Source organism: Christensenellaceae bacterium 44-20 (assembly GCA_041223705.1).
Taxonomy (GTDB): Bacteria; Bacillota; Clostridia; order Christensenellales; family Christensenellaceae; genus QANA01.
The window spans coordinates 65444-90623 of record JBCLQU010000001.1 but is presented as its reverse complement, the minus strand read 5'-3'; the positions used below and the strand labels follow the sequence as shown (position 1 = coordinate 90623).

The 25180-nt window shown below is 53.6% G+C and carries 28 protein-coding genes and 1 tRNA gene; 6 read left to right on the top strand and 23 right to left on the bottom strand.

The annotated features are described in order from the left end of the window. Positions 1-21: 21 nt before the first annotated feature. Positions 22-288 (top strand): helix-turn-helix transcriptional regulator, encoded by a 267-nt coding sequence (locus AALG83_00505; GenBank protein MEY8381647.1) that lies wholly within the window; start codon positions 22-24, stop codon positions 286-288. A 128-nt stretch (positions 289-416) separates the two neighbouring features. On the opposite strand, the gene AALG83_00500 is transcribed toward AALG83_00505, so the two are convergent. Beyond that, positions 417-1319 carry a hypothetical protein gene (locus AALG83_00500; protein ID MEY8381646.1) on the bottom strand — a complete coding sequence of 301 codons (903 nt, stop codon included), beginning with the start codon at positions 1317-1319 and terminating at the stop codon, positions 417-419. Positions 1320-1651: 332 nt separating this feature from the next. Between AALG83_00500 and AALG83_00495 the strand changes: the two genes are divergently transcribed. Continuing rightward, positions 1652-1924 carry a helix-turn-helix transcriptional regulator gene (locus tag AALG83_00495; protein MEY8381645.1) on the top strand — a complete coding sequence of 91 codons (273 nt, stop codon included), beginning with the start codon at positions 1652-1654 and terminating at the stop codon, positions 1922-1924. A 222-nt stretch (positions 1925-2146) separates the two neighbouring features. Here the strand turns inward: AALG83_00495 and AALG83_00490 are convergent. The 6 genes from AALG83_00490 to AALG83_00465 form a co-directional block, all read right to left on the bottom strand. Beyond that, positions 2147-2222, bottom strand: a tRNA-Thr gene (locus AALG83_00490). A 45-nt stretch (positions 2223-2267) separates the two neighbouring features. Then, positions 2268-3389, bottom strand: a complete 1122-nt coding sequence (locus tag AALG83_00485; GenBank protein ID MEY8381644.1) for a class I SAM-dependent RNA methyltransferase — start codon at positions 3387-3389, stop codon at positions 2268-2270. Beyond that, on the bottom strand, positions 3386-4264 hold the full coding sequence (locus AALG83_00480) for a hypothetical protein (protein MEY8381643.1): 879 nt from the start codon (positions 4262-4264) through the stop codon (positions 3386-3388). Before AALG83_00480 ends, AALG83_00485 begins: the two co-directional genes overlap by 4 nt. Next, positions 4249-5946: a tetratricopeptide repeat protein gene (locus AALG83_00475; protein ID MEY8381642.1), complete on the bottom strand. Its 1698-nt coding sequence runs from the start codon at positions 5944-5946 to the stop codon at positions 4249-4251. Before AALG83_00475 ends, AALG83_00480 begins: the two co-directional genes overlap by 16 nt. Further along, on the bottom strand, positions 5943-6797 hold the full coding sequence (gene hslO / locus AALG83_00470) for an Hsp33 family molecular chaperone HslO (protein MEY8381641.1): 855 nt from the start codon (positions 6795-6797) through the stop codon (positions 5943-5945). The genes AALG83_00475 and hslO overlap by 4 nt, the downstream gene beginning before the upstream one ends. A gap of 28 nt (positions 6798-6825) precedes the next feature. Further along, positions 6826-7578, bottom strand: a complete 753-nt coding sequence (locus AALG83_00465; GenBank protein MEY8381640.1) for a class I SAM-dependent methyltransferase — start codon at positions 7576-7578, stop codon at positions 6826-6828. Positions 7579-7833: 255 nt separating this feature from the next. Here AALG83_00465 and AALG83_00460 point away from each other — a divergent pair, with 255 nt between their 5' ends. Together AALG83_00460 and AALG83_00455 are read left to right on the top strand one after the other, a co-directional pair. Then, positions 7834-8832 (top strand): aspartate-semialdehyde dehydrogenase, encoded by a 999-nt coding sequence (locus AALG83_00460; GenBank protein ID MEY8381639.1) that lies wholly within the window; start codon positions 7834-7836, stop codon positions 8830-8832. 71 nt (positions 8833-8903) lie between these two features. Beyond that, positions 8904-9533: a hypothetical protein gene (locus AALG83_00455; protein MEY8381638.1), complete on the top strand. Its 630-nt coding sequence runs from the start codon at positions 8904-8906 to the stop codon at positions 9531-9533. 54 nt (positions 9534-9587) lie between these two features. On the opposite strand, the gene AALG83_00450 is transcribed toward AALG83_00455, so the two are convergent. Genes AALG83_00450 through nrdD form a run of 3 tightly spaced genes read right to left on the bottom strand, consistent with a single transcriptional unit; the run spans position 9588 to position 11293 of the window. After that, a complete protein-coding gene (locus AALG83_00450; protein ID MEY8381637.1) occupies positions 9588-10790 on the bottom strand; it encodes an FprA family A-type flavoprotein in 1203 nt (400 codons plus the stop codon). A 50-nt stretch (positions 10791-10840) separates the two neighbouring features. Beyond that, positions 10841-10999: a rubredoxin gene (gene rd, locus AALG83_00445; GenBank protein MEY8381636.1), complete on the bottom strand. Its 159-nt coding sequence runs from the start codon at positions 10997-10999 to the stop codon at positions 10841-10843. Between the two features lie 27 nt (positions 11000-11026). Continuing rightward, positions 11027-11293: an anaerobic ribonucleoside-triphosphate reductase gene (nrdD, locus tag AALG83_00440; protein ID MEY8381635.1), complete on the bottom strand. Its 267-nt coding sequence runs from the start codon at positions 11291-11293 to the stop codon at positions 11027-11029. Positions 11294-11408: 115 nt separating this feature from the next. Here nrdD and AALG83_00435 point away from each other — a divergent pair, with 115 nt between their 5' ends. After that, positions 11409-12059 (top strand): Crp/Fnr family transcriptional regulator, encoded by a 651-nt coding sequence (locus AALG83_00435; GenBank protein ID MEY8381634.1) that lies wholly within the window; start codon positions 11409-11411, stop codon positions 12057-12059. Between the two features lie 42 nt (positions 12060-12101). On the opposite strand, the gene AALG83_00430 is transcribed toward AALG83_00435, so the two are convergent. The 12 genes from AALG83_00430 to AALG83_00375 form a co-directional block, all read right to left on the bottom strand. Further along, a complete protein-coding gene (locus AALG83_00430; protein ID MEY8381633.1) occupies positions 12102-12833 on the bottom strand; it encodes an acyl-ACP thioesterase domain-containing protein in 732 nt (243 codons plus the stop codon). Between the two features lie 65 nt (positions 12834-12898). Beyond that, positions 12899-14155 (bottom strand): phosphoribosylamine--glycine ligase, encoded by a 1257-nt coding sequence (gene purD / locus AALG83_00425; protein MEY8381632.1) that lies wholly within the window; start codon positions 14153-14155, stop codon positions 12899-12901. 121 nt (positions 14156-14276) lie between these two features. Continuing rightward, a complete protein-coding gene (purH, locus tag AALG83_00420; GenBank protein ID MEY8381631.1) occupies positions 14277-15806 on the bottom strand; it encodes a bifunctional phosphoribosylaminoimidazolecarboxamide formyltransferase/IMP cyclohydrolase in 1530 nt (509 codons plus the stop codon). Between the two features lie 31 nt (positions 15807-15837). Further along, positions 15838-16455 (bottom strand): phosphoribosylglycinamide formyltransferase, encoded by a 618-nt coding sequence (gene purN / locus AALG83_00415; protein MEY8381630.1) that lies wholly within the window; start codon positions 16453-16455, stop codon positions 15838-15840. Then, complete coding sequence (gene purM, locus AALG83_00410; protein ID MEY8381629.1) at positions 16452-17483, bottom strand: phosphoribosylformylglycinamidine cyclo-ligase; 1032 nt, start codon at positions 17481-17483, stop codon at positions 16452-16454. Before purM ends, purN begins: the two co-directional genes overlap by 4 nt. Further along, the gene (gene purF / locus AALG83_00405; GenBank protein ID MEY8381628.1) at positions 17476-18963 is read right to left on the bottom strand and encodes an amidophosphoribosyltransferase; all 1488 of its coding nucleotides are present in this window, start codon (positions 18961-18963) and stop codon (positions 17476-17478) included. Before purF ends, purM begins: the two co-directional genes overlap by 8 nt. 12 nt (positions 18964-18975) lie before the next feature. After that, entirely contained in the window at positions 18976-19683 is a 708-nt protein-coding gene (purC, locus tag AALG83_00400; GenBank protein MEY8381627.1) for a phosphoribosylaminoimidazolesuccinocarboxamide synthase, read from the bottom strand. Then, positions 19680-20171, bottom strand: coding sequence for a 5-(carboxyamino)imidazole ribonucleotide mutase (purE, locus tag AALG83_00395; protein MEY8381626.1), 492 nt, complete (start codon positions 20169-20171; stop codon positions 19680-19682). Before purE ends, purC begins: the two co-directional genes overlap by 4 nt. A 283-nt stretch (positions 20172-20454) precedes the next feature. After that, positions 20455-21147: an LrgB family protein gene (locus AALG83_00390; protein ID MEY8381625.1), complete on the bottom strand. Its 693-nt coding sequence runs from the start codon at positions 21145-21147 to the stop codon at positions 20455-20457. After that, positions 21144-21503 carry a CidA/LrgA family protein gene (locus AALG83_00385; GenBank protein MEY8381624.1) on the bottom strand — a complete coding sequence of 120 codons (360 nt, stop codon included), beginning with the start codon at positions 21501-21503 and terminating at the stop codon, positions 21144-21146. The genes AALG83_00390 and AALG83_00385 overlap by 4 nt, the downstream gene beginning before the upstream one ends. A 143-nt stretch (positions 21504-21646) precedes the next feature. Beyond that, entirely contained in the window at positions 21647-22309 is a 663-nt protein-coding gene (locus AALG83_00380; GenBank protein ID MEY8381623.1) for a phenylalanine--tRNA ligase beta subunit-related protein, read from the bottom strand. A gap of 78 nt (positions 22310-22387) precedes the next feature. Then, on the bottom strand, positions 22388-23296 hold the full coding sequence (locus AALG83_00375) for a DMT family transporter (GenBank protein ID MEY8381622.1): 909 nt from the start codon (positions 23294-23296) through the stop codon (positions 22388-22390). Positions 23297-23363: 67 nt separating this feature from the next. On the opposite strand from AALG83_00375, the gene AALG83_00370 reads away from it, so the two are divergent. After that, entirely contained in the window at positions 23364-24284 is a 921-nt protein-coding gene (locus AALG83_00370; protein ID MEY8381621.1) for an AraC family transcriptional regulator, read from the top strand. A gap of 60 nt (positions 24285-24344) precedes the next feature. On the opposite strand, the gene AALG83_00365 is transcribed toward AALG83_00370, so the two are convergent. Then, positions 24345-24839, bottom strand: coding sequence for a pyridoxamine 5'-phosphate oxidase family protein (locus AALG83_00365; protein ID MEY8381620.1), 495 nt, complete (start codon positions 24837-24839; stop codon positions 24345-24347). Positions 24840-25180: the final 341 nt, after the last annotated feature.

The window sequence follows — 25180 nt, the reverse complement described above, 5'->3', positions numbered from 1 at the left end:
ACATTACTAAGTGAGGAAATTATGGAAACGATTCATCAAACTATCGCCAAAAATATTTTAACTTTTCGCAAAGACACCGGCTTTTCTCAGCTGGCGCTGGTGGCCAGTGCAGAAATCGCCCTCAAAACGCTCCATACCATCGAGCATGCCAATACAAATTGCAGGCTTCGCACATTGGAGAAAGTTGCAGACGCGCTTAATATTCCTATAGTGCGGCTTTTTGAGGAAAAGCAAAATTCATCATCCAATCTGGATTCGCTGATTCGCCTTCTGTCCCAAAGCCAATAATAGACAGAGCCGATGCCCTCCTTTGATTTCTCTTGCTGACAGCGTCATTAAAATACTCTAAAATATCGCTTTCTCCCTTTCAGGGAAACAAAGAAGCACTCGAACGAGTGCCTTTTTGCTATTTCTTATTATAACCCGCTGGAATAGATTGCATCAATTTTGCCATCGCAAAATGTTATTGTTATTCGCGCATTCCATAGATCATCACTCTTCCATACAAATGTGGCATAGGATGTATTGCCCACCTTATATTTAGCCGTCTGTTCTGTGTATGGTCCTAGTAATATTTTTGCATATTCGGATATCATTCCTATCTTCAAGCGCCTTAGATTATCACTCGTTACTCCCTGCTTCCCGCTTTCTTCATATGCCACCGCTTCCTCCCTTTCCCCAATAGCTCCCAAAAACTGTGAAAGTTCATATTCGATTGTGATTTCAGGGCCATCAGCTAATTTTGCCAGGACATTAATGCCATCATGATCCTTTGCTTTCCAAATCCGCTGAATTATTCCATCTTCTTTAACAAAATCCGGCTCGCCATATAAATTCTCTATGATCGGTATTATCTCTTCCTTGACGAAATTTTCCTGCTCCTCCAAAATATCCGGCCATCGAATGACTACTGCATCCAAACCGTATGATTTTGGAATTACCACCCCGTCATAATTAAAAATCCGAAACTGCAGCTGCACCTGTCTTCCCTGACACTGGGCGTTATTATACTTATAATAGACATGTTTACCAACCAAGTCGCCGGTTTGATAAAAATCTCTTTCGCTCGTCTCATCTTCCTGGCCAAAGATTTCCCGGATTTCCTCAATGGTCATGCCATAGTATAGCGGCTCTTCACAGAACTTCAACTCTTCTGGGATTCCCACTTCCGTGCGCGGCTCTGGCGTAGGGCTGGGCGATGCTTCTGGCTCAACCGACGGCTCGACGGATGGTTCTGGCTCCTGCTCTGCCTTGCCACAAGATGCAAATATGGTACAGCACAGCATCACCGCCAGCAAAAGACTGAAAAATTTCCTCATTTCATTCCCCTCCTAAAGCCTTTTTTCTATCATAACATTTTTCGCTATTTTTCGTCAATTTTCTACTACTACTTTTATACCGCTGCCTTTCTATTTTGGCAACCACAATATGCTGCCGCGTAGTAAGGAAATGCTCAATAGAAGCAATAGAAAGACGCAGCCGACTTTCAAAAACAATCTAAAAAAGGCGATATGACATTATTAGATTCACGATATCCTCTTCTCTCTCGTTACTGCCGATAGGTTGATATAAAGATACTTCCTTATTCCATTGTGTTTATAATTTTATAAATTCCATAATTTTCTAGAATTGTATTTTTTAGGAGAACATTATGGAAAGCATTTATCGTAAAGTTATCGCTCAAAACATCTCAAAACTCCGCAAGAAAACTGAACTCTCTGAGTTTGCATTCGCCATAAAGGCTGGCATTGATCCTAAAACGCTTCGTTCCGCCGAGCACACCGCAGAAAATTTGGAATTCAGCACTTTAGATAAGGTTGCAAAAGCGCTCGGCGTCCCTACCGCTGAGCTTCTTGAAGGAATACCAGGTACATCATCCGAATTAAATTTTTTGGCAGATCTTTTATCTGGAAATCTCAAATAACAAACGGAACTTTTACCTGACTCTTTCACCCTTGCATAGCTTGTCAATCCAAGGTGTCCCTGATAACCCGGCTTACGCGGTATTGAGTGATAACTCTGGGGTTGTAATGCCATTTTCTGATGAAAATTAGCTCATTTCTCCGCAGCCGCTTTAGAAAGTGCCCCAAAAGTGTCCCAGAAAAATTTCAGGTACAAAAAAACCGCTCTATAGAGCGGTTTTTTCTGGAGCCAGCGAAGGGACTCGAACCCTTGACCTGCTGATTACGAATCAGCTGCGCTACCAACTGTGCCACGCTGGCGTTTCAACAACTGGGATTGTATCACACTTGGCGCCTGCTTGTCAATCATTCCGAGCGAAAATACTGATAGAAAGTGCATTTAATGTTGCCGTTATACAGTTTGCGCTTTTTATCCGCCTGTTTTCCATAGGCAGATTCAAACTGCTCGTCTGCACAGATGAAGTAGCTCTTGAAATGCGCAAGCCCTCTTAGCCTTGTTCCCATATCCCGGTAAAGCTCGCGCACCTGCTTTTTCTCGCCCATGCGAATGGCATAAGGCGGGTTGGAAAAAACGCTTCCCTCCGGAGTTTGGGGTGCAAAATCCCGGACATCCGCCACGGAAAAGCGAATCAAATCCGCGACCCCTGCGCGCCTCGCATGAAACTCGGCCATCTCGACCATTTTGGGATTGATATCCGAGGCGAAAATCTGCGTCTGCACCTCTTTTTTCACAGCTGCCTCCGCCTGTTCCTGCTGCCGGCGAAACGCCTTTTGATAGGCCTCACTCCAGGCTTCGGCGTCAAACTGCCGAAAGAAGCCGGGCGCGCGGTTCCGCGCCTGCAATGCGGCCTCGATGGCAATCGTCCCGCTGCCGCAAGTCAAATCGTAAAACGGCCTGTCTCTCCAGCGCGAAAGGCTGATAATGCCTGCCGCCAGCGTCTCCCGTAAAGGCGCCGGGCCGTTTTTCACGCGGTATCCCCGGCGGTTTAGCCCCTGGCCGCTGGTATTGAGGCACACGCTGACCTTATCAGCCAAAATGCTCACATAAATCTGATACTGCGCGCCGCTTTCCCGAAAGAAGGAAACGCCATACGCGCCCTTCAGCGCCTCCACAACCGCTTTTTTCGAAACCGACTGAATATCCGGCACGCTTTTGAGCGTGGAGCGGACGGAATCCGCCAAGACGGGAAACAGCGCCGTTTTGGGCAAATAATCCGCCCAGGCTATCGCCTTAACGCCCTGAAAGAGCTCCTCGAATGTCGCCGCGGAAAACTCGGAAAGCACCAGATAAACCCGATCTGCCGCAGAGAGCCAGAGGTTTGCCCGCGCAATCCCCTCTTCATCCGCGCAAAAATATACCCGGGCATCCCTCGAGTGAACCTCTTCCAGCCCCAGCTGCTCCAGCTGCCTTGCGACAACTGCCTCCAGCCCAAACGAACACGCCGCATAACATAGCTGTTTGCTCATACTGCACCATTCTCTTCCTGCGCCGCCGCCAGATAATCATAAAGGGCATCGCCGGAGAAATCCCGATCCGGGATCTCCTCGCCGCCTATCGCTTCGATGGCGTTGCGCAGCTCCCGAAACTCATAGTATTCGATGCCGTCGTCTGCGATGGCCGCCCGCAGGCTATCCAGCGCGCCCTCATCTCCCAGCCGCCCCAGGCATTCGGCCAAGAAGGCGAGATCTGCCTCCGGCGCGGCAAACTCCTCCAGCAAAATCTCCAGCGCCCGGGCATCACCCGAGTAATAGGAGATGAGATCCAGCAGGCATTTTTTCGCATACCCCTGGGCAACGGCATAGGCCTCGAACACCTGTTCGCGCACCTGCTCCCCTGCCTCTGCCAGCGCCGCCGTGGCCTCCTCTGCAAAAAGCGAATCCTCCTGTAAATCCCGCAGAATATTCAGATACTGCTCATAGGGATGCGGCATCTGCATCTGCTCCAGCAGTGAGACGATGTGCCCCTGGATTTCCAGAAGCTGTTCGGGCGTAACGTCCTTCTCCTCCAGGTTATCCGCATAAAGAATGCCCAGGAAAATCGGGTAGATCCCCTCTTTGTGCTCCAAAATGCAGTGCAGCAGCGGATCGGGCAATTCCACTTCTTCGAGGATATACTCTATCATCGCAGAGACATACAGCCTCGCATCCCCGATTTCACGGAAATACTGCAGGGGGCTTTTGCCCTCCAGCCACTCTTTTGGGCTCTGCATCCAGGTATCGTAGAGATCGTAAAACCGCTCTTCCAGATGCTCCTCGTCTTTGGCCAGCTCCTCGTTTTCCTGGCACCACTGCATATAATCCTGCATAAAGCGGGCATGAAAATCGATCACTTGCAGCTGCATGATTCCCGTTCCTCCAGTTTCTTATCGATCGCCCGCATACACCGATGCAGCGCGTTTTTTTCCACCCCTGCGCGGCTTAGCATATCCGCCGCCAGCTCCTGCTGTTCCTGCCTTGCCGCCAGGCATAGAAACGCCCCTGCCCATGCCCGGATGCTGCGCATGGCCGGCGCCTTGCGGAACGCGCCAAGGTATTTTCCCATCAGCTCAATCGCGCCGGGCATATACTGCTTCCAGCCATAATCCGAGGCCAGAGCGATGATCTCCTCCAAAACGCGCTGGTGGCTGCCCGTAAAATCCGAGCTCATCTCTTCCACCACCCCCACGCGCACTTCCGCGATCTTCCCCGAGAGATAGGCGATATAGGGCTGTTCTGCCTGCATCCGCCGCAGGCAGAGCAGCGCCTGGTTCTTGAGTTCATCCGGCTCGTTTCTCGAGAGCAGGAAGCGGCGGAAAAACTCCTCGGCCTTCTCATCTTCAAACTTGCAGATGATCTCGAAAACCGCTTTGCGGATGGCATCGTTGCCCACGCCGAGGCCCCAAATGAGCAGCGAGGAGAAATAGTCGTCCTCCCGCCACAGCTCTTCCAGACGGTGCTGGTTCTTGCGAAAGCACTCGTTCAAATAGCTGATGCGCCGGTGCATCTCCGCGATGGGGACCTGATAGTTATAGGCGATAAACGCACTCTCTCCCTTTTTCAAGGCATTCTGCACATAGTTTTTATAGAAAAGCGCGACGGTATCCTCCGGCCGCAGCTTGATCATCCTGAGGAAATAATCCAGGCTTTCGGCCAGGCGATCTGTATTGGCCGCCGCCGCACCCGCCAAAAACAGCGCCTGGGGATCATATGGGATCTCCGCCAGAGCCTGGCACAGTATGCGGTAGGCCTTCTCATCCTCATTGAGCTCGCAGTACGTCAGCGCAACTTTGATCTTCTCATCTGGATCTTCGGGCGCAAGAGCATCCAGTTTGCCGCAATAGTAGAGCAGCTGCTCGGGGTCGTCCAGGGCGAGGGAAAACAGCACCAGGTTGCAGGTCGCGTAGGTATCCCCCGGCCGATAGGCCAGCACTTCTTTGGAAAGCGCGATCGCGCGTTCCACGTCTCCCCGGCAGTAGTGCGCCAGCGCCAGGTTGTTTTTTGCGTATTCCAGATCCGGGTGTTCCCGGCAGATCTCCCCCAAAATCTCGATGGCTTTGTCGTATTCCCCCCGATCCAGCCAGTCCCGGCCCTCATCGCTTCTGGCCAGGCACTCCCGCGGGACGCCATACTCCTCGGCATCGAACTCCATCATCTCCAGAAAATCCCGGACATCCAGGGCATATTCGCCGTTCTCATACCGATCCAGATACTTTTCAAAGCACTCCTGAGCCTTCTGCTCTTCCCGCATGCCAAAGAAGTTGCAGCCCAGCAAAAACAGCGTGCGCCCCTCTTCCCCGGGCCTGCGCCGCATGGCCTCCAGCACCCGGTAGTTGCTCTCTTCAAAGTAGTTGATTTCCGTGTAAAATTCCGCCAGCGCCAGCTGATATGCGCAGTTATCCGGCTCTTTCCTGACGGCCGTGCGCAGGCAGTCCAGCGCGTCCAAATAGGCGCCCTTATCCATCTGCCGCTGATATTTCAAATAGTAATATTCTGCGCTGCGCTCAAAGCTCACCACTTTAGGCTGCGCTTTTTTATTTTTGATCATTCACTCGTCTCTTCCAGCAGTTTTTGCAAATCCTCTGCGCGAAATAGGTATTGTTTGTTGCAGAATTGGCAGACCACCTCCGCCTGCCCGTCCTCTTTTAGCATCTGCTCAATCTCTTCTCTGCCCAGGGATAAAATCCCCTGGGAGAAGCGCTCTCTGGTGCAGTTGCAGACGTATCTCGGCTCCTGCGTTCTGGTCAGTTCAATTTTGCCGTCCCGGAAAATTTTGCGGACAGCCTCCTCCGGGGAATACTGCATGAGCATGAGCGCGTAGTTTTGAATCTCAAAAAGCCGCGATTCGATAAACGAGAGCGTCTCCTCACTGGCGCCCGGCATCGGGCTGATGACCAGCCCTCCGGCTCGCAGCACAGAGGTATCAATATCCACCCAAACGCTCAGATACACGATGGTGGGCTGCTGCTCGCTTTGCAGATAGTAGTAGGCCAGATCTTCAGCAATTTCGCCGGAAACCAGCGCCGTCTGCCCCACATACGGCTCTTTCAGGCCAAGGTCTTTGCTCACAGTCAAAAAGCCGTCTTTCCCGACTGCACCGCCCACATCCAGCTTGCCGTCTTCCCTGGCCGGCAGATTCACCTGCGGGTTGGCGATATATCCCTTGACTTCGCAGTTTCCGTTGGCCGTGGCCAGAACCGTCCCGGCCGAGCCGCCACCGTTTAGCGTAATGGTCAGGTTTTCCCATTCTCTGCGCAGCTGGCTGCCCAGGATGGCCGCGGCCGTCAGCGTGCGCCCAAGCACAGCCGTCGCCACGGGATACGTCCCGTGTATCGCCTTGGCTTCTTCCACAAGCTGTGTCGTATCCGCCGCAATGATGCGGACTTCATCATTTAACATCAAATGTACTAACTGATTTTTCAAATTATCATACCTCTTGCTCTTTCACTGCCCAAAACTGGATGCGCTGGCATTTCTCATCCGGCGGCTGCTCGGTTCCAAAAGCATAGGCCTTGGCTTCAAAGCCCGCTTTTTGCAAATCCCGCAATACAGCGCCCGCCTCATGCCAATACTGGCGCTGTGCCTCATCTGTGCGCGCATAGCTTCCCTGTGCATCTTTGCAAAAAAAGGTCAGCTCCATCTCCACGCACTGCTTATCCCTGTTTTGGGTGTTGCGCCAAAAATAGGTCAGATCCTCCCCGTCTTCAAAAAAGAGCTGATCTGCCAGAATCTGCTCCAGCTTATAGCGGCTGCTCATATCAAAGAGCAGCGCTCCGCCTGGCCGAAGGCATTTGCCCGCCGCCTCGAAAAAGCAGGCAAGCTCTCCCGGCGCAAGATAGTTGACGCCGTCGCAGGCGCAGACGACCGCATCCACCTTTGGAAATTGCAGCCTGCGCATATCCTGGCAGGAAAACACAATCTGCTGCCCGGCCTCCCTGGCCTTTTGCGCCGCCCGCTCCAGCATCTGACTGCTGGCATCTGAGGCCAGAATATCGTAGCCCATCTTTTTCAGGCGCAGCGTGAGGTTTCCCGTGCCGCAGGCAGCCTCGCCAATCCGCCTAACCGGCCGGCCGGCTTTTTGAAGCAGGCTGTGCACATACTCTGCCCATGCGCCATAATCAATGTCGCCCATCAGCCCGTCGTAAAAACCGGCCAGCGCAGTATAGCTCTCGTCGCACATCGGCAAAGCACCTCACATCAATTTCATTACCCTATACTATACTACAAACTCCCTGCCTCTTTCAACCATCAAACCCGGTTTGCCCGGCTTTTGCCCAAATATACTGCGGCATTTTTCCTGCGGCGTTCAAAAACACAATTTTTGCGGGGTTATCCCAGTCATTTTGCCCGTTTTTGCTTGCGCCATACCCCAAAAAATGCTATGATACCTTAAAAATGGTCTTTAATTTATGTTTAGCATATATGGAGGAATGAAATGAAAAAGTATAACGTCGCTGTTGTTGGCGCGACAGGCATGGTCGGCAGAAAATTCCTGCAAGTGCTGGAAGAGCGCAACCTGCCCGTCGAGAACTACTATCTCTTTGCTTCGGCCAAAAGCGCCGGCAAAAAGGTTACGTTCATGGGAAAAGAATACGAGATTATCGAGCTGACGCCGGATAGCATCAAAGGCAAAGATATCGATATTGCGCTGTTCTCCGCCGGTGCCGGCACGAGCAAGACGTTTGCTCCCCTCTTTGCCGAGCTTAGCGCAGTCGTCATCGACAACAGCAGCCAGTGGAGAATGGATCCGGATGTCCCGCTGGTCGTTCCCGAAGTCAACCCGGATGATATCGACAAGCATCACGGCATCATCGCCAACCCCAACTGCTCGACGATTCAGGCGGTCGTCGCCCTCAAGCCGCTTTACGACAAATACGGCATCCGGCGCATCGTCTACTCCACCTATCAGGCGGTTTCGGGCGCTGGGCTGGGCGGCTTTGAAGATCTGAAAAACGGAATCAACGGCGAAGCACCAAAAAAATTCCCCTACCCGATCTTTGGCAACTGCATCCCCCATATCGACGTATTCCTGGAAAACGGCTACACCAAAGAGGAGATGAAGATGGTCAACGAGACGCGCAAAATCCTGGGCGACGACAGCCTGCGCATCACGGCGACCACCGTCCGCGTTCCCGTCTACTATGGGCACAGCGAGAGCATCAACGTCGAACTGGGCAGTGCATACGATCTGGATGAGCTGAAGAGTGTTCTGGCCGCAGGCAAGGGCATCATCATGGCAGACGACCCTGCAAACCTCAAATACCCCATGGCCATCGACTGCGAGGATCACGACGAAGTCTACGTCGGCCGGGTCAGAAGAGACGATTCCGTGGAAAACGGCCTGAATCTCTGGGTTGTCGCAGACAATATCCGCAAAGGCGCCGCGACCAACGCCGTGCAGATTGCGGAAGAGTATATCAGAAGAAACGCGTAACCGCGCATAAAAAGGGCTGGGGCTATCTTCTACCCCGGCTCTTTTCAGTTTAAAATGGAAAGGAAAGCAAAATGAAACGCAAAAAACTTTTTCTCATCCTTGGCATCGCCCTAGTGTGCCTTGCGGTGGGCGGGTATTTTATCATCGACCACATGCTAAATCAGGACTTGCAGAAACAGCAGCAGGAGCTGGATGAGCTGGCCAATATGCAGGCTGCTACCAAAAGCGGAGAGACCGTCGAGATGGAGCTGTTCAGTTTTGCGGACGGCCGCTTCTTCCTAAAACTTCCCAAATCCTTTGCGCCTATGGACGAATCCCTCATCGCCGTCAAATACCCTTCCGGCAATGCGCCGACGCATGTTTTCACCAATGAGCAGACGACCATCAACGTCGCCCTGAACATCACGGAAAACAACATGTCGGATGATGAAATTGCGCAGTATATCAAATACATGGAGCAGGAACTGGAGAATATGGAAGTGCTCAGCTCGGGCGTAACCGAGAAATCCGGGCGGCAAATCGGCCAGATCTCCTTCCGCTCCGCCGCCGTGGATACGGATATTTATAACCACTTTCTGGCCTTTTCTGACGACGGCAAGCTCATGCTCATCACGTTTAACTGCACGGTCGATTTGCAGGATGAGTGGCAGCCTGTGGGCGATTTTATCCTGGAATCCCTGCATTTCCCGGCAGAGCAATAGCGGGCATAGAAAAAGAGAGGGCGCATTCCCTCTCTTTTTTTGCCTTTTTTCAGCCTACAGACTCTCCGCAAAGGCTTTGCCCAGTTCCTTTGCCTTGCACAGATCCTCATCGGAAGGCACGAAGGTTACTTTAAAGCCCTCGCCAAACACACTCGATTTCAACCCTGCCAGCCGGGCCGTCAGGTTGGGGACTGCCTCGCCGCTCCATCCATAGGAGCCAAACACCAGCGCCGGGCGCTTTTTATTGTTGATGGCATCCACATGCGACAGCAGGTTCCAAACCGGCGCGACGGCATCCTGGTTGATGGTCGGCGAGCCCACGGCGAAGGCATCCGAAGCGTTCAGCTCGCCCTGTAGGAAGCCCATATCGTGATCGTTGACGTCGTAAACCGGGCAGTTTGCCTCTGGCAGCGCCTGCTTGATGCCCTGGGCGATGGCCTGAGCGATTCTGCCCGTGTTGCCATAGGCCGAGCAATAGAAGACCGGGATGCTCTTCTGTGCTTTTTCGGCCGGCTGGCTCCAGGCGCGGTATTGCTCCATAACCTGCTCCATCAGGCAGCCGCGGCTAAGCACCGGGCCATGGCTCGTGCAGATACGCTCGATGGGAAGATCTGCAATCTTATCTATTCCCGCCAGCACATATGGCTTAAAGGGCCCGAAAATAGCGTCGTAATACCCCTTCAGCGCCTGCTGATACTGCCCCGGGTAGACGATGTTGTAATCAAACGTGTGCGGCTCGCAGTAGTGAGAGCCAAACATATCGCAGGAGAACAGCGTCTTATCCTGCTCATCCCAGGTGAACATAGAATCCGGCCAATGCAGGAAGGGCGCGCTGATAAAGCGAAGCTGCCGCCCGCCCAAATCGATGCTCTCACCGTCTTTGACAAAGCGAATTTTGAGATCCTCTCGGTTGGTGATATTCTTCAGGTAGATCGCACCTGCGCGGCTGACGAGAATCTCTGCATTGGGGCAGAGACTCAGAAGCTCGGCCAAAGCGCCGCTGTGATCCGGCTCGCAGTGGTTTAAGATGATATAGTCGATCTGCTCCGTATCCATAACCTCGCGGATATTGCCAAGATACTGCTCGAAATAGGTTTTGTGGCAAGTTTCGATCAGCGCGGTTTTCTGCTCTCCCCGGAGAAGATAGGAGTTATAGGTTGTCCCATACTCCGTGCGCATGACGACGTCGAAGATGCGCATATTCGGATTCAGAATGCCGACGGAATAGAGATTTTCGGTTATTTTTATCGCTGCCATAGCTAGTTCCTTTCTCGCAAAAAAAGGAGCGGCTGCTCCTTTTTTATTCTTTATTCTTCCTCGAAAACGTCTTTATCTGCGCCGCACAGCGGGCAGACAAAATCTTCTGCAACGTCTTCCCACTTGGTGCCCGGCGCGATTCCGTTATCCGGGTCTCCCTTTGCCTCGTCGTAAACATAGCCGCAAATGGTGCAAACGTATTTTTTCATTCTTGTTTCTCCTTTTCTATGGTTTCTTTAAAGGCTGTGTTGAACTCTATCCCGCTCCTCTGCCGTTTTGGCGTCGTTCCAGCGGTCCATCGTGCCAACCAGGTATCCGGTAATTCTGCGGATGCGCTCAATTGGCTTATGCTCATAAGTATAACGCAGTTCCACTTCCTCGCCATCCACAGCGATATTCAGCGCCTTGAGTGCATGGCCGGGGATTTTCTCCTGCACATGCCGCACATATGCGTCAATTTCCTGCTGCTCCAGCGTTCCGCCAGTTACAGTGATATCTATCATATCCAATCCCTCCAATCATATTCCAAGATACTGTCTCTTTACTTTTCCTTATATTTAAGATACCATATCTTTAAGGAAAATTCTGTTGCACTTGCAACATAACTGGAGTATTTTTATGTCGATTCCTAGGTCAACTTTATTTATGGGCATCTCCGAGGCTGAATATGCCGCGATGCTGCACTGTTTTGAGACATATGAGCAATCCTATTCCTCCGGCGCGCTCATCCGTACTTTTGACGACAGAAGCCGCAGCGTCGGCATTTTGCAGAGCGGCCGCGCGGATATCCTGCGCCTGGATGCAGACGGCGGCAAAACTGTGCTCGAACAGCTGGAAGAGGGCAGTATTTTTGGGGAAATGCTCGCCTTTTCCGGCGCCGAGCAGGAGAATATCTGCGTCGTCTGCACCCAAAGCTGCCAGGTGCTGTATATCGATTACGAGCATATCATCAAGCGCTGCCCCAAAGCCTGCCCGCATCACAGTATTCTCGTGCAGAATATGCTGATGCTGCTCTCCCAAAAGGCGCTGCTGCTAAGCCAAAGGGTGGAAGTTTTAAGCTGCCGCTCCATCCGGGAAAAACTGCTGCACTATTTTTCGCTCTGCGCCCATCAGCAGGGCAGCCCGAGCTTCCGCCTCCCCTTTTCCATGAGCGCCCTGGCCGATTATATCTGCGCCGACCGCAGCGCGATGACGCGGGAAATGAGCCGGCTCAAGCGCGAAAACGTGCTATCCGTGGATGGGCGCAGGATTACGCTGCTGGAAGCGTAGGCCCTTCCCGCCAAAAAGTCCGCGTATCCCGCGGGCCTTTTATCATTTCAGCGCAATCTTCGCCTCAAAACAGGTGCCCCGCTCGTGCACGCCCCGAAAGAGCAGCTCTGCCTCCCGCTCTTCGCGGTATACCGAAATCTCATCCCCGACCAGCGCCTGGGAAAGAAAGCAGACCGAGATGAGGCCAAGCTCCTCTGCCGAGGTGCCCCCTGGCAGGAAATCCCACAGAATATCCAGATAGGCGGCATTGTTCAGATGGCAGTTCCAATCCGTATCCGAAGGACGCACGTTCCAGCCGCCTGCATATTCCATCTGTTCGGGCAGCTGCAGGCGCACAGGATCCGGGCAGGAGCTTTGCATTTCCTCCTGCGCCTCGATGCCCAGCTGCAAAAAGACTTTTGGCCGCAGCAGTTTTTTGCTCTCGGGATCCACCAGGGCATAGGCCGTTACGCTGTTGACCAGCTCCTCCCCCTGCTCGCCCAAAATCTGAAAGCACCGGAAAAAGGCGGCGCGCTGTTCGCCCCGGTGCCACGTGCGGATTTGAATGCGCTCCCCGGCTTTGGGCAGGCGCTCTATTTTCAAATTTGCCCGGACGACCAAAAAAGCCATCCCCATCTTTGCCAGATGTGCAAAGGCTAAATCGCCCTGCGCCAAGTGCCGCTCGCCCGCCTCCTGCTGGAGCCGCAGCAGATTGGAAAGCTTGAGCAGGCTGCCCTGGCCCACGTCGTAAGTGCAAACCTGATAGTCTAAAACATATTCCGAAGGCAATTTCATCTTCACTCACCTCTCCATCAAAGGAAAAGGAGCGCCGCACCATCCCAGCGCCCCTTTTGTTCTCCCTATTTTTTAATGCCAATATCTTTGCGGTACTGCGCGCCTTCAAAGTGGATTTTTTCCACATTTTCATAGGCGATTTTCCGCGCCGCCTGCATGTCGGCCCCCTTCGCGACCACGCCCAAAACGCGGCCGCCGGAGGTATAGAATTTACCGTTTTCCAGCTTTGTCCCGGCATGGAACACGACGACGCCATCCGAAACTTCCTCCAGGCCGCTGATCTCCTTGCCCTTCTCATAATGCTCGGGATACCCGCCAGAGGCCATCACAACGCAAACTGCCGCGCCCTGCTCAAACTCCAGCGTAACCTCGGAGAGCCGCTCTTCTATCACGGCCTCGAAAATCTCCAGCAGATCGTTTTTCATCCGGAACAGCACGCTCTGCGCCTCGGGGTCGCCAAAGCGGGCGTTATACTCCAAAAGCTTGGGGCCATCTTTTGTCAGCATCAGCCCGAAGAAAATCACGCCCTTGAACGGCCGGCCTTCCGCGTTAAGAGCATCCACCGTTGGGCGGATGATCTCCCGCTCCACCTGCTGCTGAATCTCTGGGGTATATTTGGGCGTGGGTGAAAAAGTTCCCATGCCGCCTGTGTTCAGCCCTTCGTCGTTATCCCGGGCTCTTTTGTGATCCTGGGCGCTGGCCATGGGCAGAATGGTATGCGAATCTGTAAAAGTCAGCACGGAAACTTCCGGCCCCTCCAAAAACTCCTCGATGACGACGGTGTTGCCCGCCGTGCCAAAGGCTTTCTCCAGCATCACCTGCCGCACTGCCTGCTCGGCCTCCTGCCGGGTTTTGCAGATGAGCACGCCTTTGCCCAGCGCCAGGCCATCCGCCTTGACAACCAGAGGGATTTTCGCCGTTTTTACATATTCCAGCGCCTGCTCCGCATCCGAAAAGGTCTCATACTCTGCCGTGGGGATGTGATATTTCTTCATCAGTTCTTTGGAAAACGCCTTGCTGGCCTCGATGATGGCCGCGTTTTTCCTTGGGCCGAACGCCCGGATGCCCTCTGCTTCCAGCGCATCCACCATGCCCATGGCCAGCGGATCATCCGGCGCAACCACAACCAGATCCATCTTCTCCCGCTTGGCAAAGGCCACCATATTTTCAATATCCGTCGCCGCGATGTCTACGCAGGTTGCGATCTGGGAAATGCCGCCGTTGCCTGGCGCGCAGTATAGTTCCGGCTTTTTGGGGCTTTGGGCGAGCTTCCACAGAATGGTATGCTCTCTTCCGCCGCCGCCGACTACCAATATTTTCATCTGCTAATTTCTCCTTCTCCTGTTTGACGCCGACTGGCCCTGGCCCGAGGCGCGTCAAAAGAGCCCGAAAAGCAGCAAGGGAGCCCGGCATACTGCCGCGCTCCGCCTCTGCCAGTTTCGCTTAGTGTTTGAAATGGCGCATTCCCGTAAAGACCATGGCAATGCCCTTTTCATCCGCCAAATCGATGGATTCCTGATCCCGGATGGAGCCGCCCGGCTGGATAATAGCCGTAATCCCGGCTTTTGCCGCCTCTTCCACACAGTCCGAGAAGGGGAAGAAGGCATCCGAAGCCAGAACAGCACCTTTCACTGCCTCGCCGCTGCGCTCCAGCGCGGAAACCGTCGCCCAAATGCGGTTCACCTGCCCCGGCCCAATGCCCAGCGAGCAGTTATCCTTGCCGATGGCAATGCCGTTGGACTTAATATGCTTGACGATCTTCCAGGTGAAGAGCAGGTCTGCCATCTCTTTTTCCGTGGGAGCGCGCTTGGTGACGACTTTGAGCTCGCCGTCCAGCAGTGCGTTATCCGTCTCCTGCACCAAAAGGCCGCCGAGAACGCTCTTCACTTCCAGCTTCTCCTCGCCGTTTCTGCGGATGGAGGGCAGCCTGAGCACGCGCAGGTTCTTCTTCTTGCAGAGAATCTCCAGCGCTTCCTCTGTGTAATCCGGGGCGATGATGATCTCCAGGAAGATTTTCGCCATCTCCTCCGCCGTCTTCGCATCTACCGTCTCGTTCACCGCGACGATGCCGCCGAAAATCGAAGTCGGGTCTGCCTGATAAGCCTTAGTATAAGCCTCGTAAACCGAATCTGCCTGGGCAACGCCGCAGGGGTTTGCGTGCTTGAGGCCGACGGCCGCAATGCCATCGAACTCCCGCAGCTGCGCCAGCGCCGCATTGGCGTCGTTGATGTTGTTGTAGGAAAGCTCCTTGCCGTTGAGCTGCTCGGCAATCGCCAGACTCCCTTCCACGGGAAGCGGAGTCTTATAGAAAGCAGCGCGCTGATGCGGGTTTTCCCCATAGCGCATCTCCTGCGCCTTTTCATAGGTAACCGTGAATTTCTCAGGCAGATCGTTGCCCGTGATCTTTCTCAGATAGGAGGAGATCAGCGCATCATAGGCGGCAGTTGTCTCGAAAACTTTGGCCGAGAGATAGAACTTGGTCTCCCTGGAAATGCCGCCGGCTTTGAGCTCGTCCAAAACCTTGCCGTAATCTGCCGCATCTGTGATGACCGCGACATCCTGCCAGTTTTTGGCCGCCGCGCGCAGCATGGAGGGGCCGCCAATATCGATATTTTCGATGGCGTCTTCCAGCGTGCAGTTCTCTTTGGAGATGGTCTGCTTAAAGGGATAGAGGTTGACCGCGACGACGTCAATCGGCTCAATCTCCAGCTTTTTGAGCTGCTCCATGTGTTCGGGGTTGGAACGCATCGCCAAAATGCCCGCGTGAATTTTCGGATGCAGCGTTTTTACCCGGCCGTCCAGGCACTCCGGGAAGCCGGTAATCTCGGAAACCCCCGTTACCGGGATGCCCGCCTCGGAAAGCGCGCGCTTGGTTCCGCCCGTCGAAAGCACTTCAAAGCCCAGTTCGACCAACCCTTTTGCAAAATCGACAATCCCGGTCTTATCCGAGACGCTCAAAAAAGCTCTTGCCATCTTGTTTCTCCTTATTCAAACAAATTCAACCCTATCGGATTGTTACTTTTCTTCCCTGCACCAGCAGCCGATCCGCGCAAAACAGCGCCACGGCCTCGGGCAGAATTTCATGCTCAACCTCTAAAATGCGCTGCTGCAGGCTCTCTGCCGTATCCTCCGGCAAGACGGAGACTGCCCGCTGCAAGATGATGGGACCGGTATCTGCGCCCTCGTCTACAAAGTGCACCGTCGCCCCGGAGACTTTTGCCCCGTAATCCAGCACTGCCTGATGCACCCGCAGCCCATAATACCCCTTGCCGCAAAAGGAAGGGATGAGCGATGGATGGATATTGATGATTTTTTCGGGATACGCCTCGATCATCTGCTTGCCCAGGATGCTGAGATACCCCGCCAAAACCACGCCCTCTGCGCCATATTCCCGCAGAGCGCCGAGGTTTGCATCGAAAAACGCCTGCTCATCTGCATAGTCTTTTTTGCAGATGACAACGCCGGGGATTCCCGCCTTTTTGGCGCGCTCCAGCGCATAAACCCCAGGTTTGCTGGAAATGACCACAGCGATCTCCCCCGGGATCTTCCCGCTCTGCACGCCGTCGATGACGGATTGCAGATCCGTCCCGCCGCCTGAGACCATCACAGCCAGCCGCTTCACAGGACAACCACCCCGCCCTGCTCGCCTGCCTTGACTTCGCCGATGATCTGCGCGTGGTCGTCTGTGTTGGCGTTGATATAGGTGGTAATCTCATCCGCCTTGTCCGCATCCACGACGAACACCATACCGATGCCCATATTGAACGTATTATAAGATTCTCTGGGCTCCAGGCCAGTTCCTGCTACCAGCATACGGAAAATTTCCGGAAGCTCATAGGATTTGGAATCGACATAGGCGCAGACACCTGCCGGGAAGATGCGGGCCAGCTTTTCATAGAAGCCACCGCCCGTGATATGGGCGATGCCCTTAATATCGTATTTGCTGGTTACATCCAGCACAGTTTTGACGTAAATCTTGGTGGGAATCAGCAGTTCTTCGCCCAGCGTATGCCCCAGGCCTTCCACATACTGATCCAGCGCCGCCCGCTCCATGGGGAACACCCTGCGCACCAGCGAGAAGCCGTTGGAATGGATGCCGCTGCTGTTTAGGCCGATGAGCGCCTGCCCGGGAGCGATCTTCTCTCCCGTGATGAGCTTTTCTTTGCTGACGATGCCAGTCGTGAACCCGGCAATATCGTATTCGCCTTTGGCGTAGAAATCCGGCATTTCCGCCGTCTCTCCGCCCACCAGCGCGCAGCCGGCCTGCAGGCATCCTTCCGAGATACCTTTGACGATCTGCGCCGCAATTTCCGGCTTCAGCTCGCCCGTGGCGATATAATCCAGGAAGAACAGCGGTTTTGCCGCATGGCAGACGATATCGTTGACGCACATAGCCACGCAGTCGATGCCGACGGTGTCGTGCTTATCCATCACAAAGGCGGCCTTGAGCTTGGTGCCCACGCCGTCCGTCCCGGCGATGAGAACATCGTCTCCCAGCGCATACATGCTGCCAAAGCTGCCCAGCCCCGTCAGGACGTTGCCATCGAAGGTTCTGTTGGCATATTCCTTCATCAGCCGCACCGCCTCATATCCTCTATGAACATCCACGCCCGCATCCGCATATGTGATCTTCTTCTTATTTTCACTCATCTTTTTCTTCCTCTTTCGTCTCATCCTGGCTCAGCATTTTTGCAAGATCCAGCTTTTTCGTCTCCTCGCAGCAGCGAATAATATCCATCGGGTAGTGCCCGTCGAAGCAGCCTGTGCAGAAGTTGCAGCCCGCGCCTTCGACGGTTTTGAGCAAATCCTCTTTGGTCAGATAGTAGAGGGAATCCGCGCCAATCAGCTTGCGGATATCCTCGACTGTTTTGGTGGATCCAATCAGCTGATCATGCGAGGGGGTATCGATGCCAAAGAAGCACGGGAATGCCACAGGCGGCGAGCTGATGAGCATATGCACTTCTCTTGCGCCTGCCAGCCGCAGCATCTCGACGATCTTGCGGCTGGTCGTCCCGCGGACGATGGAATCGTCGATGAGGACCAGCTTTTTGCCATAGACATTCTTCTTGAGTGCGTTCAGCTTGAGCTTGACGCCCCGCTCCCGCAGCGACTGGCTGGGCTGAATGAACGTCCGGCCGACATAGCGGTTCTTGGCCAGCGCTTTTTTATAGGGGATGCCGGATTCCTCTGCATAGCCAGCCGCGGCAGGCGTCGCCGAATCCGGCACATCCGCCACGAGATCCGCCTTGACCGGGCAGGCGTGCGCCAGGCGGCGGCCCATGTTCTCCCGGGCGCGGTAGACGCTGATGCCATCGATATCCGAATCCGGCCGGGCAAAATAGACATATTCAAAAATGCAAAGCGCCGTATCATCTGCAAAATTCGTCTGGTGGGAATGGAAGCCATCTTCATCAATGACAATAATCTCCCCTGGGCGCACATCCCGAATAAATTCCGCATCGATAGCGTCGAACGCGCAGGATTCAGATGCGATGACGAAGTTATCCTCCAGCTTGCCCACTGCCAGCGGGCGAATCCCCTGTGGATCGCGCACGGCGATGAGGGAGTGCTGCGTCGCGATCACCAGCGCATACGAGCCTCTGACAATGCGCATCATGTTTTTGATGGCCTGCACGATGTCATCCGTCTTGCTGCGGGCGATCAGATAGGCCATCACTTCTGTATCGATGGTCGTCTGGAAAATCGCGCCCTCGTCCTCCAGCTTTGCGCGGATGATCTGTGTATTGATGAGGTTGCCGTTGTGCGCCATGGCCATCTGCCCGCCGCGGTAGCTCATGACGATGGGCTGCGCGTTCAGAACCTGGCTGTCGCCGGTTGTAGAGTAGCGCACATGCCCGATGCCCAGCTTGCCGCCGGCCAGCGCATCCAGCCCGCCTTTGAACACTTCCGAGCAAAGCCCCATATCCTTATGGCAGCGGAACCCCTTGCCATCCGAGACGGCAATGCCTGCGCTCTCCTGCCCGCGGTGCTGCAGGGAAAACAGGCCGATATAGCATGCCTCGGCCGGGTCGAACTTGCCATCTGCCATATAGATGCCAAAGACGCCGCACTCTTCGTGCATGGCGTCGTCCATTGGCTTGATTCTCTCGTATCTCTCGTTTTTCTTCATATTCTGCATGAATTACGCACCCATCAGACGGTGCAGAATCTCCTGGTATGCCTCTTCTACGCCGCCCAGATCCTGGCGGAAGCGGTCTTTATCCAGCTTGGCGCCCGTCTTGCTGTCCCAGAAGCGGCAGGTATCCGGGGAAATCTCGTCTGCCAGCACGATCTCTCCATGGAAACGGCCGAATTCCAGCTTGAAGTCGATGAGCTCAATGCCGAATTCCTTCAGGTATTTGCCCATGATCTCGTTGACTTTGAGGGCATATTCCTTGATGGTATTCAGCTCCTCCTCCGTCGCCAGCCCCATGGCCGCGATGTGGTAATCGTTGATCATCGGGTCGCCCAGCTCGTCGTTTTTATAGGAAAACTCCAGGACAGTTGCCTTCATCTTGGTTCCCTCCGGGAGCCCAAGGCGCTTGGAAAGGCTGCCGGCGGCAATATTTCTGACGATCACTTCCAGCGGAACGATCTCCACTCTTTTGACGATGGTCTCGCGATCCGAAATCTCCTCCACATAGTGCGTCTTGATGCCCTCTTTCTCCAGCATCTGGAACATATGATTGGAGACTTTGTTATTGACGACGCCCTTGCCGACGATGGTCCCCTTCTTCAGGCCGTTAAACGCCGTGGCATCATCCTTGTAATCGACGATGACATAATCGGGGTTGTCCGTCTCAAAAACCTTCTTCGCCTTGCCTTCATACATCTGGTTCGTTTTTTTCATTTTGCTGCCTCCGCTTGCAGCTGCTCATCCGCCTGGATGACCTTCTGCTGCATTTCAAATTTATAATCCCTAAGGGCTTTTCTGATGCCCTCATATTTTACTGCCAGAATCTGCGCCGCTAAAATCGCCGCATTTGCCGCACCGTTCACGGCCACTGTCGCTACCGGAATGCCATCCGGCATCTGCACCGTCGAAAGCAGGGAATCCAGCCCATCCATCATGGAAGACTTGATGGGAAGGCCGATGACGGGAATCGCCGCGTGCCCGGCCATGACGCCGGCCAGATGCGCCGCCTTGCCTGCCGCCGCAATGATCACTTCCACGCCCCGCTCTTCTGCCGTTTTTGCGAATTCCGCCGCAATTTCCGGCGAACGATGCGCCGAAATCACCCGCGCTTCAAAGGGAATCCCAAATTTTTCCAGCGTCTCCAGCGTTTTTCCCACAACGCTCATGTCGCTTTTGGATCCCATGACGACTGCAACTTTCATCTTCTCTCTCCTTTTGCCTGCTATTTCAAACTGCACTTATTATTTTAAAGATTCCGCTGGGCGCTGTCAACGAAATTGCATATCCTTTTTATAAAAAATATAAATAAAGTTCGGAATATCCCGAACTTTATTGCACATCTCTATTTAAATGATATTAGATGTACCGTTTCACCGCCTCTTCACCCCATGCCGCTGTCTTTGCTGCAAAATCAGACGGCTGGACAGACTTTCCGGCATAAAAAAGAGCGCATGGCGCTCTTTTTTATGCTCTTCCCTAAGTTTTTTATAGCAGCTGGGCAAAGAAGGAGGCTCCAACCACAGTAAGAATGCCGGAAATCACAATGGCAAGGCTGCTCATGGCGCCTTCCACCTCCCCCATCTCCATGGCTTTGGCCGTTCCGATTGCGTGCGCCGCACAGCCGATGGATAAGCCCTTCGCGATAGGATGGCGAATGCGCAGCAGCCGGCAGGCTCCCTCTGCTATCATATTTCCAAAAATTCCCGTGATGATAATCGAAGCGACTGTGAGCGTCTCAATGCCGCCAAGCTCCTGCGAAATGCCGATGCCAATCGCCGTCGTGATGGATTTGGGCAGCAGCGTAACGTATTGCTCATGCGTCAGGCCAAAAAGCAGAGAGAGCAGATAGATGCTCAGCATGCTGGCCACCGCCCCTGCCAGCGCCGCCAGCAAAATCGCTTTCCAGTTCTTTTTCAGCAAACTAAGCTGCTGGTAAAGCGGGATGGCCAGACAGACTGTGGCAGGCGTGAGCAGATAGCTCAGGTACTTTGCCCCCTCATAATACACATCGTAATCCACGCGAAAAACAGTCAAAACAGCCATCACAAAGACGACCGCCAGAAGCAGCGGATTGAAGATTGCCAGCTTGCACTTCCTCTTGAGGAAGCCGCCGAGCTCATAGCCCAAAATGCTGATCACAACCCCGAAAAAGAGGGATTCCGTAAAAAAGGCGCTCATTTTCTCTTCCTCTCTTCCAGCCGCAGTGCAAGCTCCGCCGTCTTTCCCGAAGCCGCCATGACGGCCAGCGTCGTCAGCAGTGTGATGGCCAGAAAAGCCAGCCAAATCTGGCCAAGTTCTTTCCAGACTTGCATCAGCCCCACAGCCGCCGGAATGAACATCAGCGGCATGATCTCCACGAGAAAATCTCCCGTCTGCCTGACGGCCTCCAAAGGAAGGGCGCCGGTTGCCAGCAGAGCAAACATCAGAACCAGCCCGTAGATGCTGGCGGGAATGGGCAGCGGAAGCAGGCTGTGCAGTGCCTCTGCCGCAAAGCTGACGAGCAAAATAATACAGGTTTGGCGAATGAATTTCATCTTTTCCCCCAAGAATATTCTTTTTTGATCTTATATGAGCATAGCCAAAAGATCAAGATAAAATCCGTGCCGCAGGCAGGCGCGGATTTTCCGCATCAAAAAAGCAGGCAAATTTCTCCGCCTGCTCTCTTCTTTCTTTTCTGCTATTCCAAAATTCTGCGCTCCAGGCATTCATATCCCGTGCAATATGCGGCCAGCAGCTTTTCCCCGGCATCCAGCAGGGCCGGCAACTCCTCCGCGCCGTCAAAGGAATAGCAGACCAGCAAAACTTCTCTCTGCCCGGGCAGCAGCATGCTTCTCTGGCTGTCGCTGGAAGGGTTGCCAAAAGCTCCCTCGGCGTCGTGCAGAGCCGGCAGGTATTCTACGTTATAGGAATCTTTCCCAATCCCCAAATAGTGCTTGCCCTCCGCCGCGCGTTTGAACACAACCTCTCCCTGCAGTTTCTGCGCATCATAAGAGCCCAGAGAGTAGCCCGAAGTAACCGAGAGCAGGTTGTTGATATCCACCGCATTGTTGATATAATAGAGCCCTTTGCCCTTTAGAATCCGGCGGAGCATGGCTTCGGCCGCGTTGCGGTAGGAATGCGGGTCTTTGCCCAGCGCCTGATATGCCTTTCGCGTAGACGCAACATGCGGCATTTTCGCGATATCCGCCGTCTCGTATTTTGCGCAAAGCGCCTCCATACTCTGCTCGAAGTGCCGGATAAACGCCTCCGTGCTTTTCTCCACTTTCCCGCAATACCGCAGTATCCCCAGCGCCGCCTGCGGGCAGGCCTCCCTAAGCGATGCGTCGATCGAAATGTTCATATGCGCTCCTTTTTCTCCTGTTTTCCAAACATATTGTAGCCCAGTTTGCCGCTTCGCGCAAGGAGCTCCGCGCCTTTCTCAGCGTTCGGCGCCCTGCCTCTTCCGGCTGGGCAGTGCAATGAGTATCGCCATAGCCAGAATCAGCCCGATGGCCAGCCAGTCTATCAGGGCGATCTCCGTGCCCAGCCAGAGCGACGCGATTACCGCTGCGCTGACTGGCTCTGTGCACGCGAACAAGCTGGCCCGTACACCTCCAAGGTTCTGCACGCCCTGCAAATACAGCGCAAAAGCGGCCGCTGTCCCCAAAACTGCGATAGCCGCAACACCCAGAACCGCGCCGCCATCCAGCGCCACTTTCATGCGCCAAGCCCCCGTAAAAGCGCCCAACGCGACGCCGCCAATCAGCATTCCATATCCTGTAATCGCCATGCTGCCATATCTGGAAAGCAGCCGCCCGGGCAGAAGTGTATAGAGCATGCAGGAGACGGCCGCTCCCATTCCCCAAAGCAGCGCCCTAGGCGAGAGCACCAGCGAGCCGAATCTTCCGTGTGTGGTCAGCAGGAACACGCCTGCCAGCGCCAGCAGCAACGCCATGCTCTCGCGCCTATCCGGCAATTTCCGCATTCTGATGCAGGTTACGAGCAAAATCAGCGCCTGCCCCAGGTATTGAAGCGCTGTAGCCGTGGCCGAATTGGAATAGGAGATGGCCGTCATATAGGTGTATTGGCAGGTCATCAGCCCCAAAACAGCAAATAGAATCAGACGCGCTGCATCCCGTGGGTGCCTCCATACCGCCGTCAGCGCACCCGGCTCGTGCACTGCAACCATCAGCAGCAAAAGCACACCCGCCACCAGCATCCGAACCATCGTCAGCCATTGGCTATTCATCTGTTTTTCCAAAAACAGGTACTGCCCAATCGTCCCGGAAAAGCCCCATAAAGCGCCGCCTGCAAGCGCGCAAATTATTCCCCAAAGCTTGCCTTTCATTTTTACACTTCCTTTCTTCATAATCCAATTATATTGTGATATAATTATTCCTGTATCCCGAAATATTGTGCAAATTTATCAAAATATTGAGGCCATTATGACTTTTAAACAGTTTCTCCTGACAGAAGAAAAAGAAGAACTCACCCAAGCCTTCGCGCCCGGCCTTCCGATTGCCGCCTATCAAAATACGTTTAGCGCAGATACCTACGATCTAATTGGCTGGCATTGGCATAATGCAGTGCAATACTGCCGAGTGCTGAGTGGGAATGTCGTTTTTCGCTGCGCAGATCAAACCATCACCCTCTCCAAAGGCGAAGGCATCTTCATTCATTCCAAAGTCGCTCATACCTCTGCCCCCGTCTGCCAAAACGCCTCTTATTTTTGCCTCGATCTGGATGCCTCCTTTCTCGACCACGTGCCCATATTCTCCAAATATTTGTTTGTCTTTTCGCCCAAAGCTTTGCCCTCCATGCAGGTGCTCTATCCAGATTCTCCCGCCCACCAAAGCATTCTCTCCCGCCTAGAGCAAATCGAATCTCTTCTCAGCCAGCTGCCGGAAAACTATGAGCTTTTGCTCTATGCCTTGCTCTATCAGCTTTTCGCCGATACCCTCGCTCTTCCAGAGGAAAACCCCAAGGCTTCCATATCCGGAATCAACGAACGGCTCGTGCAAATCCTTTCCTATATCCAGCTGCATTTCGCAGAACCAATCCATCTAAATCACATTGCAAGTGAAATTCACCTCAGTGAAAGCGAATGCTGCCGCTTTTTTAAAAAGGCAACTGGCCAGCGTCTATTCGCATATTTGCAGCATTACCGTCTGACCCAAAGCCTGGCTCTGCTGCGGCAGAGCTCCATGAGCATTGCCGAAATTGCTCAGGCAGTTGGCTTTGGAAACCAAAGCTATTTTACAGAGTGTTTTAAAAGAGATTTTGGGCAAACGCCTTTGCAATTCCGCAAGCAGAATAGCCCATTATTATCATTTTGAAATGGAAAAGGCGCCATGGGGTTTCCCAAAGCGCCTTTTCCAGCAGTCAAGCTTGGCTCTTCACATCTCTTTTTTCTTCTTCACCAGTTCAATCGCTTCTTTGCCGCCGAGGTGATCGATCTCGACAGCGACGACGCACAGCGCCCGGTATTCCTTCTCAATCTCCTGTTTTCGCCCTTCCGGGTCGCCCGGCGTATACTTTTCCGCCAGCACTTCCATCGCCGCGCGTTTCTCTCCCTCTTCCTCCAAAACACGCGCCCGGCCAAAGGCGATAACACTGCGGAAATAAGTCGTGTATCTTTCGGGCTGAATGTCGTCTAAATCGACGACGCAGAAGGAGACTTTATCATTTTCGGTGATCGCATCCAGCTTATGCCCCTGTTTGGCGCAGTGGAAGATGATTCTCCCATCTGCATACACATAGCTCAGCGGCACAGCATAAGGGTATCCTCCCTCCCCCAGCACCGCCAAAACGCCGGAAGTCCCGCGTTCCAGCACCAATTCGCATTCTTCCCTCGAGAGCGCCTGTTTTTTGCGCCGCATTTCCCGAAACATCTCCGCTCCTCCTCATCCTTACGCCAGCGCCGCCCAAAAGGGCAAACACATAGCAAGCTCTTTTCTTTTAGCATACCAAATCTCCGAAAATTTTCAACCCCTTCCCGGCTGCTTGCCGTCTTTTGCAAATTGCCCTTTTGCCTAAAAAATCCCGGGAGAAGTGATTTCTTCCGGGATTTTTCACATATTCTGTTCTTTTATCGTAGTTTTCTATTCCCACTCTTTTACAATTATCTCACACACCCTATTTTCAGTGTATTTTCCTATCATTTCAGCCGTTTTCAGGGTCATCTTTCTCTGTATTATTTTATTTATCATAACTCGTGTTGCAGAAAGTGTTG